General features: G+C 42.0%; 11 protein-coding genes. 3 read left to right on the top strand and 8 right to left on the bottom strand.

Going from position 1 to position 15,078, the window contains the following annotated elements; all coding sequences use genetic code 11:
• Positions 1-48 precede the first annotated feature (48 nt).
• Together HMPREF1534_RS08190 and HMPREF1534_RS08195 are read right to left on the bottom strand one after the other, a co-directional pair.
• A complete protein-coding gene (locus tag HMPREF1534_RS08190; protein ID WP_005940967.1) occupies positions 49-1,290 on the bottom strand; it encodes an NHL repeat-containing protein in 1,242 nt (413 codons plus the stop codon).
• A gap of 35 nt (positions 1,291-1,325) precedes the next feature.
• A complete protein-coding gene (locus tag HMPREF1534_RS08195; RefSeq protein WP_005940965.1) occupies positions 1,326-2,615 on the bottom strand; it encodes a 6-bladed beta-propeller in 1,290 nt (429 codons plus the stop codon).
• Between the two features lie 817 nt (positions 2,616-3,432).
• Here HMPREF1534_RS08195 and HMPREF1534_RS08200 point away from each other — a divergent pair.
• Positions 3,433-5,079 carry a VapE domain-containing protein gene (locus tag HMPREF1534_RS08200; RefSeq protein ID WP_005940963.1) on the top strand — a complete coding sequence of 549 codons (1,647 nt, stop codon included), beginning with the start codon at positions 3,433-3,435 and terminating at the stop codon, positions 5,077-5,079.
• 607 nt (positions 5,080-5,686) lie between these two features.
• On the opposite strand, the gene HMPREF1534_RS08205 is transcribed toward HMPREF1534_RS08200, so the two are convergent.
• The 4 genes from HMPREF1534_RS08205 to HMPREF1534_RS08220 all read right to left on the bottom strand — a co-directional run bounded on the left by HMPREF1534_RS08205 (position 5,687) and on the right by HMPREF1534_RS08220 (position 9,582).
• Positions 5,687-6,103: a fibrobacter succinogenes major paralogous domain-containing protein gene (locus HMPREF1534_RS08205; protein ID WP_005940961.1), complete on the bottom strand. Its 417-nt coding sequence runs from the start codon at positions 6,101-6,103 to the stop codon at positions 5,687-5,689.
• Positions 6,104-6,273: 170 nt separating this feature from the next.
• Positions 6,274-8,037 (bottom strand): hypothetical protein, encoded by a 1,764-nt coding sequence (locus HMPREF1534_RS08210; RefSeq protein ID WP_005940959.1) that lies wholly within the window; start codon positions 8,035-8,037, stop codon positions 6,274-6,276.
• 13 nt (positions 8,038-8,050) lie between these two features.
• Entirely contained in the window at positions 8,051-9,133 is a 1,083-nt protein-coding gene (locus HMPREF1534_RS08215; RefSeq protein ID WP_005940956.1) for a hypothetical protein, read from the bottom strand.
• Between the two features lie 125 nt (positions 9,134-9,258).
• Complete coding sequence (locus HMPREF1534_RS08220; protein WP_005940953.1) at positions 9,259-9,582, bottom strand: hypothetical protein; 324 nt, start codon at positions 9,580-9,582, stop codon at positions 9,259-9,261.
• Between the two features lie 781 nt (positions 9,583-10,363).
• Between HMPREF1534_RS08220 and HMPREF1534_RS20360 the strand changes: the two genes are divergently transcribed.
• A complete protein-coding gene (locus HMPREF1534_RS20360) occupies positions 10,364-10,525 on the top strand; it encodes a hypothetical protein (protein WP_018452576.1) in 162 nt (53 codons plus the stop codon).
• An 11-nt stretch (positions 10,526-10,536) separates the two neighbouring features.
• Positions 10,537-13,137, top strand: coding sequence for a glycoside hydrolase family 2 protein (locus HMPREF1534_RS08225; protein ID WP_005940946.1), 2,601 nt, complete (start codon positions 10,537-10,539; stop codon positions 13,135-13,137).
• 9 nt (positions 13,138-13,146) lie between these two features.
• Here the strand turns inward: HMPREF1534_RS08225 and HMPREF1534_RS08230 are convergent, their stop codons facing one another.
• Both HMPREF1534_RS08230 and lipA read right to left on the bottom strand, forming a co-directional pair.
• Complete coding sequence (locus tag HMPREF1534_RS08230; RefSeq protein ID WP_005940943.1) at positions 13,147-14,139, bottom strand: hypothetical protein; 993 nt, start codon at positions 14,137-14,139, stop codon at positions 13,147-13,149.
• A gap of 56 nt (positions 14,140-14,195) precedes the next feature.
• Positions 14,196-15,050, bottom strand: a complete 855-nt coding sequence (gene lipA / locus HMPREF1534_RS08235; RefSeq protein WP_005940939.1) for a lipoyl synthase — start codon at positions 15,048-15,050, stop codon at positions 14,196-14,198.
• Between the last annotated feature and the right edge of the window lie 28 nt (positions 15,051-15,078).

Raw genomic sequence — 15,078 nt, 5'->3', positions numbered from 1 at the left:
AGTGCATGGTATCCAACCGGAGGTAGTGAGGATATTTTTTTCGTGTTGTCAAACATATCTCCTTTTCCCGTTTTTCAATTTAAGTTTCACCAATACCGGGTTACTGTCTTCTTTCAAATCAGGAAAAGGAGGCTTCGCACCTTCTTCAAAGAATTTGAAAGCATCTACCAACATATAGAGATAACCGTTTTTGCAAAAGAGAGAGCTTATGTTCATCGGTATACTGAAATCAATGGAAGGACAATATTTATCTACATCATTCTTGAACAATTTGGAATAGGTTTTGGCTTTTCCATCAGCAGGACAAAAACCGTGTCCGCTTTTTTCTTCACCTTGAAAATAGGCATACAATAAGCCGTTCTTTAATGCCCATACACCTGATAACTGCTTCTTATTAAGAAGTTCACTCGTGGAGTAATTGTTTACTCCTGCCCAACATATTGTAAACCATTCATAGTCTGCTGCGTCTGGAGACTGTTTTATGATATAGAATGGACGCAAATCTTTCCAGTTTGTTGTGCAAAAGACCGTATCCACATGTACCGGTTTTACCCATAATAATGAATCACTTATAATGCCCCTATAGGCCGGAGCAGCTTGAATAGCAATGCGGGGACCAATTACTTCTCCCTTAATGTCAAAATGGTGGTTCTTTAGCCTGAAAATGACAGAATCCGTATCCAAGTTTCGAACTGTGAAAAAATACAGACTGTCTGGATTAACTTTAGAATGTTGTTCATAAGGAGCATTTCTTATATAACTATAAAGCTCGGTATTTTTCCAAAAGGCAAATATGGCTTTTGATACAGTCTCTAGTTGGTATGGCTCAGTTCCTAGAAAATCACCGTTTAATGAGAATTTCTGATAATCCATTTTACCATAATCTGTAACCAATACATAGTTTTTCTCTATATTAAAGATAGATCGTCCGATTTTGGAGGCAAGTTCTCCCGGCCCTTGTCCTTTCTTGAAGAGTGATTTCACATATTGACCACTTGGGGTATATTTATGAATACCATTACTGCTATCCAAATACAAATTTCCTTCATTATCCTCAACCGGATATGTAAAGACTAAATCGGGAATCAATGGTTCTTCCGAAAATTTTATATATTCTATGCTTTCTACAAAATCAGACAACAGTTGTGGCTCTTCCGAATACTCCGCTTCACTTAAATCAATGATGTGCGGTTTGTATTCCTGCTGTATAGTGTCAGGTTTACTCCCTTTTTCTTGGCACGAAGCCGCCAATAAAAAGAAGAGGATATAGGGTATAAATTTTAGTTTCATTGTATTAAAGGTAGTTTTTATGATAAAATCTATTATTATTTCTTCTTTAAATAAGCCATAATTAATACAGGGTTGTCGTCTTCTTTCAATCCATCAGCTAACGCTACCAGTCTCTCGCTTACCCATTCGCCCTTTTCCTTCTGTTGGGCAATATAATCTTTCAGTTCATAAGGCCATATCCAGCTGACCATGGCGCCATTGTGTACTCCCAGTCTTAACTCAAAAGGTTTTCCACCGTCAATGTCATCAGTCAGATGTTGTGATATGGCAAAAGTATTTCCGTTGGTCTTATCAAGGAAGGCTAATAAATAAGGGGAATGTTTTTTTCGTATACCTTCATAGGCAATAATGTTCATCCATTGCATCACCACATAGCGTTCGGATTCGTATGCATTGAGTATCCTTTTTTTATTGTCTACCAGTTTGGCATATTCACTGTTTTCAGCAAGAAGTTTTTTAGTCTTTTCATCCCCCTTTGCCTGGCGTGATATCTTCACTATTCCTGTAATATGTGTCATATAGTCATTGAGGAAAGCACGTTTGTCCGGCCCTAAATCTTTCATATCAAATTTCCATCTCACTTTTAGTCCATTATCGGTTACTGTGTACATGCAATCGGTAAAGAAATTATAGAATAAGGTATGTCCGTCGTAGTCCGAAAACTCATATTGGATACCTTGAGCATAAACATTGGCCGGCTGATGCAGGCTGCTGTCTAGCGGAATACGTTCGCTATACACAATGTCGAGATTCGTATTCATCCAATATGCAGAATCGGGATAATTGACAAGCATATATAGGCTGTCAGCTGTTGCCATACCTGCCAGGCCTGTCAAAGAACCGCCACTGATCATGCCTCCGCTTGTATATTGTATCGTCTTTTCTGCTCCTGTAAACTTCCCGTTCTTGTCATATTGTATGATTTTGTTTCCCTGTGTATAGAATAAGCCGCGTTTTTCGTCATAAGTAACCATATAGCCCCATGGACTGGTATCTTCTCCCGGTCCGCCTCCCAGTTTTCCTATTTGCTTGACATATTTTCCTTTAGCATCGAATAAGCGTCCGGGAAATGCACACCAATAGGGCTTTACATACTGTAGTAACCCGTTGGTCAAATATATTTTTGTTTCCAAAGGCACATATACGATACTGTCCACCACTTTGGATAATTTCATGGATGGCAGTGCCTTTTCGATGGCATCGCCGATTCTGATGGTGGAATCCAAGACAAAGGCTGTCTCTTCACTTTCATCACTTTGCTTTTTCGACTGGCTTGTGCAGCCTGACAATGCAAGTATACACAATATCAATATGGTGTTTCTCATAAAAAATAGTATTTAAGTTTAGACAAAGATGAATAAAATATTTTTAAGATACAACAAAAGGTTAGTACCCGGATAGCTTTTTAACTATTCTAAAGTACATCGTCCTGAATTCTGACATCCACCAATGATTATGCCGTTTTCTTCCTTCCTCCTTTCATCTATCGCTGAAACGTCCTGTTGATGGTGGTTCCGGTAGTGAATGGACATCGTGCCACCACCCTTTCAGCCTCCTTTCATTTGTAATACTTCTTCCGGCTTTTGAACTTTTTCGATAACGCTTTCATTTACGGTAGTCTAAAAAGAGGTGTAGAAAGTACACAAGGGAATTGCTGAAGACAGCTTGTGAAGGGACTCGGGAAGCACGGCTGAAAGGAGAATGAGGGGATGTGCTGTCATTCTTAACCTATTGATTGCTAATGTATTTTGGCTAATATGTAAGGATGAAGGGAAAAGAAGGAATGACCGACTTGGTGAGGGTGGTTCCATCTTCCCTTACATAAAAACATACCGAGCTTTTTAAAAAAGATGGTGATGTTTTTAAGAAACATCACCATCTTTTTTGAAAACATCAAGGTCTTTTTGCCTACGCATCGGGCTACACATACGGTGGCATAAGTCTACACGTATATACGCATCAGGTCACACGTATATACGCATCGAGCTATACGTACGTACGCATGAGCCTGCACGTATATATGTCATAGTGTCAGGCTCCGTCATATCCTGTACCAGGGTTTGATTAATTTGTCTCCCCTCTTGACAAACGCTTTTTCATGTTGTATATTTGTAGTTCGTCAAATCTAAAAAAAAGTGCCTCATGAATGTATTCGCCACCCTCAAAACAGTCTTCTTCGGAAGCAAATTCCTGTCAGCTCCTGTTCCTTCCGACGGAACGCCGCGCCGTGACTTCGTATCCGCCCTCAACGGACTGATGCCGCTTTGTCGGACCATCCCCGGTGTGCACCTGGCAGTGGATATCCGCGAAGGCCGGGTGGCATTGGTACTGAACTGGACTTCGCGTACCGACGGGAATGCGCTGGCGGGCGTTTACCATTACATTGTGTCCGATGAAGACGGAGTGAAGGAAGTGAGCAAGTCACAGGTTCTTCCGGCTGAAAACGGCATGGGCAATTTGCCGGAAAGCAAAAACGAAACTTCCAAGCACCCGACAACCTTAATTGAAAAAACGGAGAAGGAAGCCGCACAATCGGGAAGTGCCCGAAAGAAAGCTGGATTAGAATCCTCGAAAGAGGAAGTCAAGAAAGCGAAATCATGTTCCCTGATGCAGGAAGTGACCGCTTTCCTCACCTCCCGCTACCGCTTCCGCTTCAACGTGCTGACCGAGGAAACCGAGGTGGCAGAAGTAACAAACAACATTCCCGACACCCACCTGCGCTACACCAAGGTGGACGAACGGTGGATGAACACGCTCAGCATGGAAGCCATCGAAACAGGCATAGACTGCTGGGACAGAGACATCCAACGCTTTGTGCGCTCGCGCCGCATCAGCGAATACCATCCCTTTACCGCCTACTTTGAACAACTTCCCGAATGGGACGGCAAGGATCGCGTATCCGCACTTGCCCGCCGGGTGTCCGACGACCCGGTATGGGTGAATGGTTTCCACCGCTGGATGCTGGGACTCTCCGCCCAATGGATGCAGTTTCATCCGGATACCAACAACGCCAACAGTGCCAACCGCGCTAACAGTATCAACCGCGCCAACAGCGTGGCTCCCCTGCTGGTGAGCAGCCGACAAGGACTGGGGAAAAGTACGTTCTGCCGCCTGCTGATGCCCGATGCGCTGAAAGCTTATTACACAGAAAGTTACGACCTCAGCTCTCCGGCATCCGCCGAAGCCAAACTCGCTGCCTGCGGTCTGATCAATCTGGATGAATTCGACAAACTCAGCGCGTCCAAAATGCCCCTGCTGAAGAACCTGATGCAAGCCTCCGCACTGAACATCCGCAAGGCCTACAAACGCAGTGCGTCGGCACTTCCCCGCATCGCCTCGTTCATCGGCACCAGCAACCGGGAAGACCTGCTGGTAGACCGCACCGGCTCGCGCCGCTTCCTCTGTGTCAGCTTGGAGCACGCCATTGACTGCGTCACACCTGTGGAGCATGAACAGCTGTACGCCCAACTCAAAGCGGAACTCCTGTCCGGTGAACGAAGCTGGTTCAACAAGGAAGAAGAGCAAGCCATCCAGCAGCACAACGCCCTGTTCTACAAACACATACCCGAAGAGGAGGTATTCCGCCTTTGCTTCCGCTTAGCCACGGAAGCGGACCATCCGCAGGAAGTGCTGACCCTTTCCGCCACCCAATTATTCGAGCGGATGAAGTCTGCCCATCCTTCGGTCATGAGAGGCATGACCGCCTACAGTCTGAGCCGCATCCTGCCGCAGCTGGGCGAACGGGTACATACCGCCAAGGGGAATGTGTATCGGGTGGTGGCATGCTAAACTTTATGCGTATATAAATCTATGATTTTATCTGTATAATCAGATGTGGGCGTCATGCCCCAACCGCTTGTTCCCACTCCCAATGGTCATGTGAGGAACAAATCCCGTTGGTCTCTGACTTAAAAGAGTGGAATCAGTAAACTGAATATAATTCATCAAAAAAATCAATGATTCAAATTCAAAAGGATTATAGCAAAAGCCGGACGCTATGTATTTTAGATTATTATCGATTTGACTTAACCGGTTGTAGAATAGATATTTATCGAAGCTTTTGAGAAGTAGTGGTAACGATTTGGCAACGGTGCTATTTTCTGCAATTTGCGGTGCTATACTGACAAATAACTCTTTCTAGAAACAAAGGTAATAATTTTATCTAGATTTTAAATATTCGATGATTGAAAGTTGGAAACTAAGTTCTAATGAATTTGCTCACCAATGATTATAACAACTGTATATCAAAAGCCATTTTCATTCAATCATAGAACGAAAATGGCTTTAAACAGATAAGATAGAATCTTAACGAATACATCTAAAGACGTTTTGATAATTACTACGAAAAGTTATCCGGATTGTTTTCTCGTTCGAGTATTGGTTGCAGTTCAGCTTGTTAATTCATTTTTACAGCTCTTATGCCTATTCCAATATATCGATCGTAATAGCTTATACCCCAAGAGTTTGAAGGAAGATAAGTTACATAGGCATTGTCTATATTGGAAAATGTTGATGTCCAATAATATCCCTCGTCAGGTGTGTCAACATTTTGGTCGTATGCATAACCGTTTGCTGGAAAGAAAAGGCGAGAACCGTTTTTTGCTGTAAACAGATACCCTTGACGGTCATGTATAGATACCCATTCATGCTCGGTGGAAAAAAGTAACTCATGCCATTCTTCTTTTGTTGGCATTTGCCAATCACCCCCTAATTCTTTTTGAGCCGCATCGTGCCATGTATTGCTAATATCATTACCTATTACTTGATGATAATACGGGTAATTATTCTCTTTGTAACTCTGTTTGGGTTCCATCTCTCCCCACGCATAATGATTCCCGATTTCCCATGAGAAATCTGCGCCAAGATTAGTGTGGTTGGTGGGTTATTTACGGTCGTGGCATCTGTTATACCATCTATCTGTATTGCTTTTTGTCAATACCTTATCTTCACAATTTAAGGTTTGTGGCTATACATGGCAATAGTTTACCAATACTCAATGTCTCTTTTCTCTGTGTATTCTTTTGGAGAAGTATATTCGTCTCCTATATAGTCCCCATTTTCATCATACTTATCATATTCGGTAGAGTAGCTTATTTTGCGCTCTATCCAGTTCTTATGCTTATCGAACTTGGTATAAGTATAATGGTAAGTGGTTACACCTTCTTCGGGATGATCTCTTACCATGACTGCCGGAATCCTTTTTTCATCTTCGTATTGGTATGTGCATGTAACATAGGCCATATAAGAGGTGAACCTGTGCTTTACAATACGCGATTTGCTGTCGAATGTGTATTCTTGATTCAGTTCTGTAGTGGACGCATCCGAACATATATCTGAACGTTTGCCGTCTTCTATCTTGATGTCAACCACTGCATCGCCCCAACCATTCACGTTGTAAGCTGTCGAGGTTATGTATTTATAAGTTGTTGCGCCATTGGCATAGTTGTCGTCTTTGTAGACGAGATTACCCGATTGGTCAAACTTCAATTGGGAACGGTCGCCTATAGAGGATTCTTGCGTCACTGATTTCACTTTATTCGAGAGCCAGTAGATGTCTGTGCCTTTATAACGCAGCCCATTATCTTTTTTCGTATCTTTGTGGGTTTCCGTTTCATGGCACGAGGCTATTGCATCATCAGCCCAATAATCTATGGTACGTTCTATCGTCAGAATGGGAACTTCGCCAACTTTCACAGAAGAGGAACGGTCTTGGTTGGATGTAATGCCATTCTTACTAGCTTTGTAGTAGGTGCGCAAAGCAGGTATTTCATCAATGTTAGCAGGAAATGTTATCTTTGCCTGTGTCCAGTTCCCTTTATTATCGTACACATAATCATAGGTAATGGCGAACATCATATCATCTACACGCCAACCATTACCTTTATCTTGATAAACGCCACCCGAATAAGTCCATGTAATTAAGTCGCCGTGCGAGTTATAAATAAAGTTACTTGTACATGTCAGTGTTTCTGTGCCCCTGTCAAACTTAACAGGAATTTTTTCTACGGCTTGCGTACATAAGTTGTCGGTATAGGTAAATGTTATTACCGATTTGCCTTTCTTGTATTCACCAATGTCTTTCAGGAACATATTCGTTGTCGTTGGGGTCTCAAGACGCTTCATGTGCGCAAGCGAATCGAACTGGAATTTGTAAAGTGTCACTCCTGCTTCACTTGTCAAGGCATTATCCTTTTCTGGCGATATGGATTTTAAGATCCCATTCTCGTGATACTCAAAAAGATAGTTCCACGTGCCCGGGTTTGCCCTGTCACTTTTTTCTCGTCGGATGAGTTTTCCTGTGGAATCATAAGTAAAGCCGTTATCGTTGTGCTGACGTTTATAATGACCATCCTCTACAGATTTGATGTTGATAAGGTTTGAATAGCCATCATATTCAAATGCAATCACATCAAATCTGCTCGCACCTACGCTAAATGAGGTTCTTCGTTGTTCTGACAAACGACCATTGGCAAGGAAAACGTATTGCGAAGTAGCCGTTATGCCCCAAGCTGTATTGTTGTATTTATAAGTCACCATCATCGGGTGGCTTCTCAATCCCATTTTTGCCCAGTCTGTAGAGTAATTTACAAAATAAGGCATTAATGTTTCTATGTTCATATCCAAATCCAGCGGATTGAAATAGGTGCACAATGGTGTGTACTGCTCTTCCTTTTTAAAAAGCCTGCTTTCCGAACATGCCGAAAGCAAGGCTGTCAAAGTGCATATAAATAAGATATTTTTCATCATGATGTCATTAAAATTAGTAAGCTGGTTGCCATCCCCATTCGTCCAATTTAAGTTGTGTTTCCTCTTCCCCATTATATAATGTATAAGCTAACGGATTCAATTCATATTCCATTTGGCTTTTACGGGTAATGACGTAGCTCGATTTTTCATCATAACTTCTATCAATGTAGTTTTTGATAAATGTGTTTCGGTTGTACTTATAACTAGACGAAGATCTGTCGCCTTTGTCACGCAACTCCTTATAGGCATATACCTCATTCGGTTTTTGGGCATACAAGGCATCCCAAGTCAGCTTTTGTCCCTCAACTGTCAGTTCGGTAATATCCATATCTATCTTACATTCCTTTTTGAAAGATTCCGATGAGGTTTGGGAAATATAATCTACATACGACCTTGTCCAACCCGGCAGATCCCGACTCGTTACGTTCAACTCACTACTTACTTCAATGGCTTTGCTAAATGCCTCTTCTGTATTTATGGTGCCTCCAGCCACGCGGTCTATTAGTTTATAAGGTGGAACTTCATTGGTCCGGAAGAAAGTGAAGCCTACAGACAGCTTGTCTATTCGCCCTTTTAATGGAGTGACTTTGAGATGTACGGTAGCATTTAGACTGGACATCCCTGTATATGAATCGTTCACAATAGTTTTATTCATCTCTAACAATTCTATGGAAAGATAGGTGTTAAGGTTATTTTCTTTGTAATAGTTCTCCCATGAAGTGATAATAGAGTCTGTCATGGCATCTAAGCGGTGAGTGAGTTTTTCTATGTCGAACTTTTTATTCCATTCTTGTATAGCTTTCTCCTCAGCCTGTTTTTCCCATTTCGATTCATGCAATTGTAACTGTTTTTGTATAAAATCCATAAAGTCGGCATAGGTAAGCTTCTTCAGTTTAAGGTAAAAAGACGAGCTTTTCGACAATTTGTTCACTTTAGGGTAGATGTAAGTCTCATAATTATAAGAAAATCCTGGATACTTTTTATCTATTTCTTCAGTTTCTTCGGGTGTGAGAGGCTCGGTAACGGATTTGTTTTCAGGAGTGCATGCTGAAAAGGCAAACAGCAGCATACCAAGTATAATGTTTCTTGTTTTCATTTTATTTCTATTACGTTATAAATACAATATCTGTTGTGTGAATTGATACTACAATATCTAGTTTCTATAGCGGCTATTAATTTTATAGTCTTGAGTTTCGTATATAGAATTTTAAGTTGATATGATTATTTGTCTATTATAACATGAGTAGGCATATCGTGATCCATGTCTTCGTGCTCATAATTACCGAAACCACCATTGTTATTAAAAAAAGTTACCAAAATCCAAACGATAAAACCAAGTATCGCACCGATAATTATGGTGGAAATACCAAAGAACTCCTTTATGCCGAATATCCAAAATACCAGCCAAAAGAAAAAGGAACCGATTCCGCAATATACAAGAATGGGCAATACATATTCCGTGAATATGCCTAGTAGGATACCTGCTAAATTCAGGAGCAAATATAGCCCCAAGATAACAGCAAAACCAATAAAAATGATTTCCATAGTAGATTGTAAATGATTCCTGCAGTTCCTAAAGAATCTTTTTATAAACGCTGAAGCGTGGCACTGCAATGTTACATCTTAATTTTGAAGGTCGTAGGAAACCCGAATGTACAGATGTAGTAATAGCAGCCCACGCTATGCGTGAGAACCACTATGCCACCCTTGTACATTCTTTTGAAAATTTCCTACGTTCTCAAAATTACAAGATAAGCATAACGCTTCTTCTTTATTAATATGTCTCAGAAGGGACGTCTCAATCCAAATGCAAAAGTAATAAAAAAACTATGATAATCACATGTCTCATAATGTTTTTCTTTGCTTTTGTTATTAACTTGAGCGTATTCCTACAGTTTCATTTCATAGCCTTTGCTATTTTAGTCACTCACGTTTTTTCTCCTGTACAATTTGCATCCGATATATATCTTGATACCTTTGGCTTCCATTTTAGTATTTGATTATCGTTCGATGCCGATGGTTTGGAGAAAAGCTAATTCGGATGTAGGTCTTCTTCTCTCTGATGTATACCGCACTAAGCATGATGTGTTTTTGTCCATAAGAAAGCATTGTAGTACTTTGATTTTTAGCACAATAAATGTACGAAAATTTGTCAAAACGACAATGCAATGCTTTCTTTTTTTATGCTGTGAATTATTCAGGTTCGTACACAGTTAGTACACAATAGACCATAATTTACTGTAAATCAGAAATGAAAGCCTCCAGCATTTCAGTGATACCTTGTGCTCTTCAATCGTTTTTTGCAAGGCAGATACGAGCATTATTTATGGCAGATTTAGTACGATTGGTAAAAATGGCAATATGGATTGGTGGAATTGAAATCTTCATTGGCGGTGAGCAAATGGATAGTACATTTGCGTTATCAAAAAAACGAATTATCATGAAAAAGTTTTATCTTTGTCTATTCAAAAATAGGATGAAACAATAAAATATCAAGAAATGAAGAACGCACAATTATTATTTGCTTTTTGTATCTGCCTCTTTTGCAGTGTGATAAAAGCACAGCAATCTGAATCTCCAAGGAAGAAGATCAACTTTAATCGTGAATGGAAATATGCACACGGAGATGTGCGGGGAGCCGAAAGAATCGGGTATAATGATTCGGGTTGGGAAACGGTGGGAGTGCCGCATTCGTTCAGTATTCCTTATTTTATGTCGAAAGATTTTTATGTGGGGTATGGATGGTATCGCAAGAGTTTTAGGTTGTCGGAAGATGACTTGAAGAAATGTACTTTCATTGAGTTCGACGGTGTTTTTCAAGAAGCTGAAATCTATATAAACGGACAAAAGGTGGGAAGCCATGTCGGAGGATATACCGGCTTCTCTGTCGATGTGACTAAAGCTGTGAAGGCAGGTAATAACGAAATGGCAGTGCGTGTTAATAATATATGGAAACCTGATGTGGCACCGCGTGCGGGAGAGCATGTCTTCAGTGGGGGGATTTATCGCAATGTAAGGCTCGTGCAGAAATCGAAGACTTATATTGATTGGTATGGTACGTTTGTCATCACTCCCGAACTGAAGGAGAACAGGGGAAAAGCGTCTACCGTTAAGGTGGCTACGGAGGTGTGCAACCGCTCAAGTCTGTCTTCGGAGTATAAATTGGTGACTGAGGTTCGGAAACTGAATGGGGAGGCGGTGACTTCTGTCACTACGACCGAGTATGTCGGGGCAAATGACAGTAAGCAATTTGTGCAGGTTACGCCTGCCGTAAATGAACCGGAGTTGTGGCATCCTGCTCATCCGAGTCTTTATAAGTTGGTGAGTTTGCTATATAAGGGAAATGAATTGCTTGACTCTGAAGAGACTGTATTCGGTTTTCGTTGGTTTGAATGGACAGCGGACAGAGGATTCTTTTTGAATGGAGAACATCTTTTCTTTAAAGGAGCGAATGTTCATCAAGATCAGGCCGGGTGGGGAGATGCGGTGACGGAGGCTGCCATGAGGCGCGATGTGAAGCAAATGAAGGAGGCAGGTTTTGATTTTATCAGAGGGTCGCATTATCCGCATGCACCTGCTTTCTCTAAGGCTTGTGATGAAATGGGTATGTTATTCTGGGCGGAAGCTCCTTTTTGGGGGATTGGGGGATTCGGTCCTGACGGGTATTGGAACTCGAGCGCGTATCCCGTCTATGACAAACACAGACCCGGATTTGATGCCAGTGCGTTACAGCAGTTGGGGGAGATGATTCGCATTCATCGCAATCATCCTTCTATTGTGGCATGGAGTATGTGTAATGAGGCTTTTTTCTCGGCACCGGAGGCTATGGACGGAGTGAGGGAGTTATTGAAAAAGATGGTGGCTTTGTCGCATCAGCTTGACCCGACACGGCCTGCTGCAATAGGTGGGGCGCAGCGTCCGTTGGGAGTGGGAAGAATTGATAAGCTGGGAGATATCGGTGGTTATAATGGAGATGGAGCCACTCAGCCTGATTTTCTGAATCCGGGGATTCCGGGAGTGGTTTCCGAATATGGCAGTACGACTGCCGACCGACCGGGAGAATATATGCCGGGGTGGGGAGATTTGGAAAAGAATGATGGATGGAAAGGTTATGAGTGGAGAAGCGGACAGGCTATCTGGTGTGGGTTTGATCACGGAAGTATTGCCGGAAGTCAGTTGGGCAAGATGGGGATAGTGGACTATTTCCGTATTCCCAAGCGTTCATGGTATTGGTATCGGAATGAATATAATCATATAGCACCTCCCGAATGGGCAAAGCCCGGTATTCCGGCTAAACTGAAGTTGGAAGCGGATAAGACAATGGGGATTCGTATTGATGGTACGGATGATGTACAACTGACGGTGACGGTGCTGGATGCACAGGGAAAAGAAATCAGTAATTCTCCCGAGGTGACATTAAAGTTGGTAGCAGGTCCCGGTGAGTTTCCTACGGGGACGTCCATTACTTTTAAACAAGATAGTGATATCCGTATACAGGATGGGAAAGCGGCTATTGCTTTCCGTTCGTATTATGCCGGAAAGACCCTTATCGAGGCTTCTTCTCCGGGATTGGTTCCGGCACGTGTGGAACTGGTGTTTGAAGGGGATCCTCAATATGTGCCGAATGTGACTCCACAGGTGAGAGAGCGTCCGTATGTTCGTTACACTTCAGCCAATAGGGAACGTCCGTTGCAGACTTTCGGACGTAATAATCCGACTTTTACCGACAGTCAGTCTGAAGGTTATGTGGCTGCATTGGCTGCCGATGGAAATGTGGCTACTTGGTGGCAGGCTGCGAAAGGAGATGCTTCGCCTTATTGGTTACTTGATACGGAAAAGGGATTGGATTTGCAACAAATTACTTTGGTTTTTCCGCAAACAGCTGTTTATCGATTCCAGGTGGAGGTGTCTGATGACCGGAAAGAATGGAGAGTGATAGAGGATATGAAGGAGAACCGGACGCCTGTTTCCCGATATGAGATACAGACGGATGCCGGAAAAGTAAAAGGGCGGTTTGTCCGGATTAGTTTCATGGACAATACTCAACAGATTCCGGCGGCATTGGCGGAAGTGACTGTCTTGGGATTTGTGAGGGAGTAACTATTGAACTTATTTGAATTCTTTCCACATTTGGGCTACTACGTCCAGATGTTCAATTTCTTCTTTCAAAAATGAACTGTAGTTGTGTTCGTCGGCTTCTATCTCTTCGGGGCTGACGAACTTACCTCCCTCAAAATGAATTTGATTTTCATTATCCAATGGAAGAATGTATAATAAGACTGTTTTAGAGGAAGCACCTTTGGATGAGCTTATTATGTGTTTAAGACTGAAACGGGGAAGGGTATTCCCATCGATGTATCGGCTATATTTCTTTTCAATCTCTTTGGCATATTTATCTGTATCTGTTTTACATGCATAGATATAGTCTTCCATCGGAATATCCAGTTTACCGGGTTCTTCGCTGTGGGTATTGCGCGGAAGTACGTAAATTTTTCCGTTGCAGATGGGGGCTATCCGAAGAAACGGCATTCTTTGGTAACTCGTACCGATGGATTTTACAAGAATGTAGTTGATGGCAATGGAAATTATATATATTAATGGAGGGAGAATATGCGTTAATATGTAGAGAACAGGATAGGACAGGGGATTGAATAATAAATAAATGATACATAGTATGAATAAATGAATGCCGCTGAAGATGGCGATGATTCGAGTGGACCAACAATTCAAAATGGATATTTTATAATTGAAAAATGAAAATATCTTGTTGTAAACAATCGGCTCGATAAGATAGAACAAGGAAAAACTGAGGATTATAATTTCCAGTATAATGGGAACGGTGCGGTCAGGAATTAATGAATCTCCACTGATAAGTTTAATGACTGAGCATACAACAAGCGCCAACGTAGCATGCAATAGCACTAAGTTGGGGCGGTAGATGGGAGGTTTGGCCAGTCTGTATAATACATAAAGCAGACCGGCTAAACTACAGGCATATAAAACGTATGCATCGGAAAAAAAAATACATAAAATCATGCATACAATAGTAGGAATTAATCCTGTAGACATGATTAAATTCTTATACTCTAGTAATGATTTCATTCTCTCTATCTCTTTTATATCTTTATAACAAATAAGATATAAAATAGGTTTGCGGATTAGCCTTTAAATTTAATATGTTTTTCTGCATGATAGGAAGAACGTACCAGAGGCGCACTTTCTACTTCTTTAAATCCTTTTTTTAATCCTATTTCACGGTATATCCTGAACTGTTCGGGGGTGATGTATTCTGCCACCGGATAGTGTTTGTGGGTGGGCTGCAGGTATTGGCCGATGGTCATTATTTTACAGCCGTGAGCCAAGAGGTCGTCCATAACCTGCTCTACTTCTTCTTGTGTCTCGCCTAATCCTACCATAATGCCGGATTTTGCCGTGATGCCATTGTCGGCTATCTGCTTGATTACCTTCAGGCTGGTGTCATAATCGGCGGCACTGCGCACCAGCGGGCTTATGCGCCGAACTGTCTCCATGTTGTGCGAAATGATATCGGGCTTGGCGTCAATAACTTGCTGTATCAGTTCGCTTTTTCCCTGAAAGTCGGGAATCAGTACTTCGGAGGTGGTTTCGGGGTTTAATCTTTTTATTTCAAGAATGGTTTTAGCCCAATGGGAAGCACCTAAATCATCCAAGTCATCGCGGTCTACCGAAGTGATGACGGCATGTGAGAGCTTCATTAATTGGATGGATTCTGCTACGTGGGTGGGTTCTTCTGTGTCGAGGGGAAGGGGTCGGCCGGTCTGTGTGTTACAGAATTTGCACGAACGGGTACAGATATTTCCGCCTATCATAAATGTGGCTGTTCCTTTTCCCCAGCATTCACCCATATTGGGACAACGACCACTGCTGCAGATGGTGTGCAGTTTGTGAGAATCTACAATATGTTTTGTTTCGGCATATCGTGCATTTGCACCTATGCTTATTTTCAGCCAGTCCGGTTTTTTAACGTGATTCATGGTTATTTGTTTTTTCAGGCACGGTAAC

This window comes from Phocaeicola massiliensis B84634 = Timone 84634 = DSM 17679 = JCM 13223 (genome assembly GCF_000382445.1).
In the GTDB taxonomy this organism is placed as follows: domain Bacteria; phylum Bacteroidota; class Bacteroidia; order Bacteroidales; family Bacteroidaceae; genus Phocaeicola; species Phocaeicola massiliensis.
Note: the sequence above shows the minus strand (reverse complement) of the source record. Positions and strands in the feature narration are given on the sequence as shown.

Excerpts from the sequence above, each read along its gene's own strand:
- HMPREF1534_RS08220 (WP_005940953.1), bottom strand. The coding sequence starts at position 9,582 with ATGGAAATCATTTTTATTGGTTTTGCTGTTATCTTGGGGCTATATTTG.
- HMPREF1534_RS08215 (WP_005940956.1), bottom strand. The coding sequence starts at position 9,133 with ATGAAAACAAGAAACATTATACTTGGTATGCTGCTGTTTGCCTTTTCA.
- HMPREF1534_RS20360 (WP_018452576.1), top strand. The coding sequence starts at position 10,364 with ATGGCAGATTTAGTACGATTGGTAAAAATGGCAATATGGATTGGTGGA.
- HMPREF1534_RS08210 (WP_005940959.1), bottom strand. The coding sequence starts at position 8,037 with ATGATGAAAAATATCTTATTTATATGCACTTTGACAGCCTTGCTTTCG.
- HMPREF1534_RS08225 (WP_005940946.1), top strand. The coding sequence starts at position 10,537 with ATGAAGAACGCACAATTATTATTTGCTTTTTGTATCTGCCTCTTTTGC.
- HMPREF1534_RS08190 (WP_005940967.1), bottom strand. The coding sequence starts at position 1,290 with ATGAAACTAAAATTTATACCCTATATCCTCTTCTTTTTATTGGCGGCT.
- HMPREF1534_RS08200 (WP_005940963.1), top strand. The coding sequence starts at position 3,433 with ATGAATGTATTCGCCACCCTCAAAACAGTCTTCTTCGGAAGCAAATTC.
- HMPREF1534_RS08195 (WP_005940965.1), bottom strand. The coding sequence starts at position 2,615 with ATGAGAAACACCATATTGATATTGTGTATACTTGCATTGTCAGGCTGC.
- HMPREF1534_RS08205 (WP_005940961.1), bottom strand. The coding sequence starts at position 6,103 with ATGGAACCCAAACAGAGTTACAAAGAGAATAATTACCCGTATTATCAT.
- HMPREF1534_RS08230 (WP_005940943.1), bottom strand. The coding sequence starts at position 14,139 with ATGAAATCATTACTAGAGTATAAGAATTTAATCATGTCTACAGGATTA.
- lipA (WP_005940939.1), bottom strand. The coding sequence starts at position 15,050 with ATGAATCACGTTAAAAAACCGGACTGGCTGAAAATAAGCATAGGTGCA.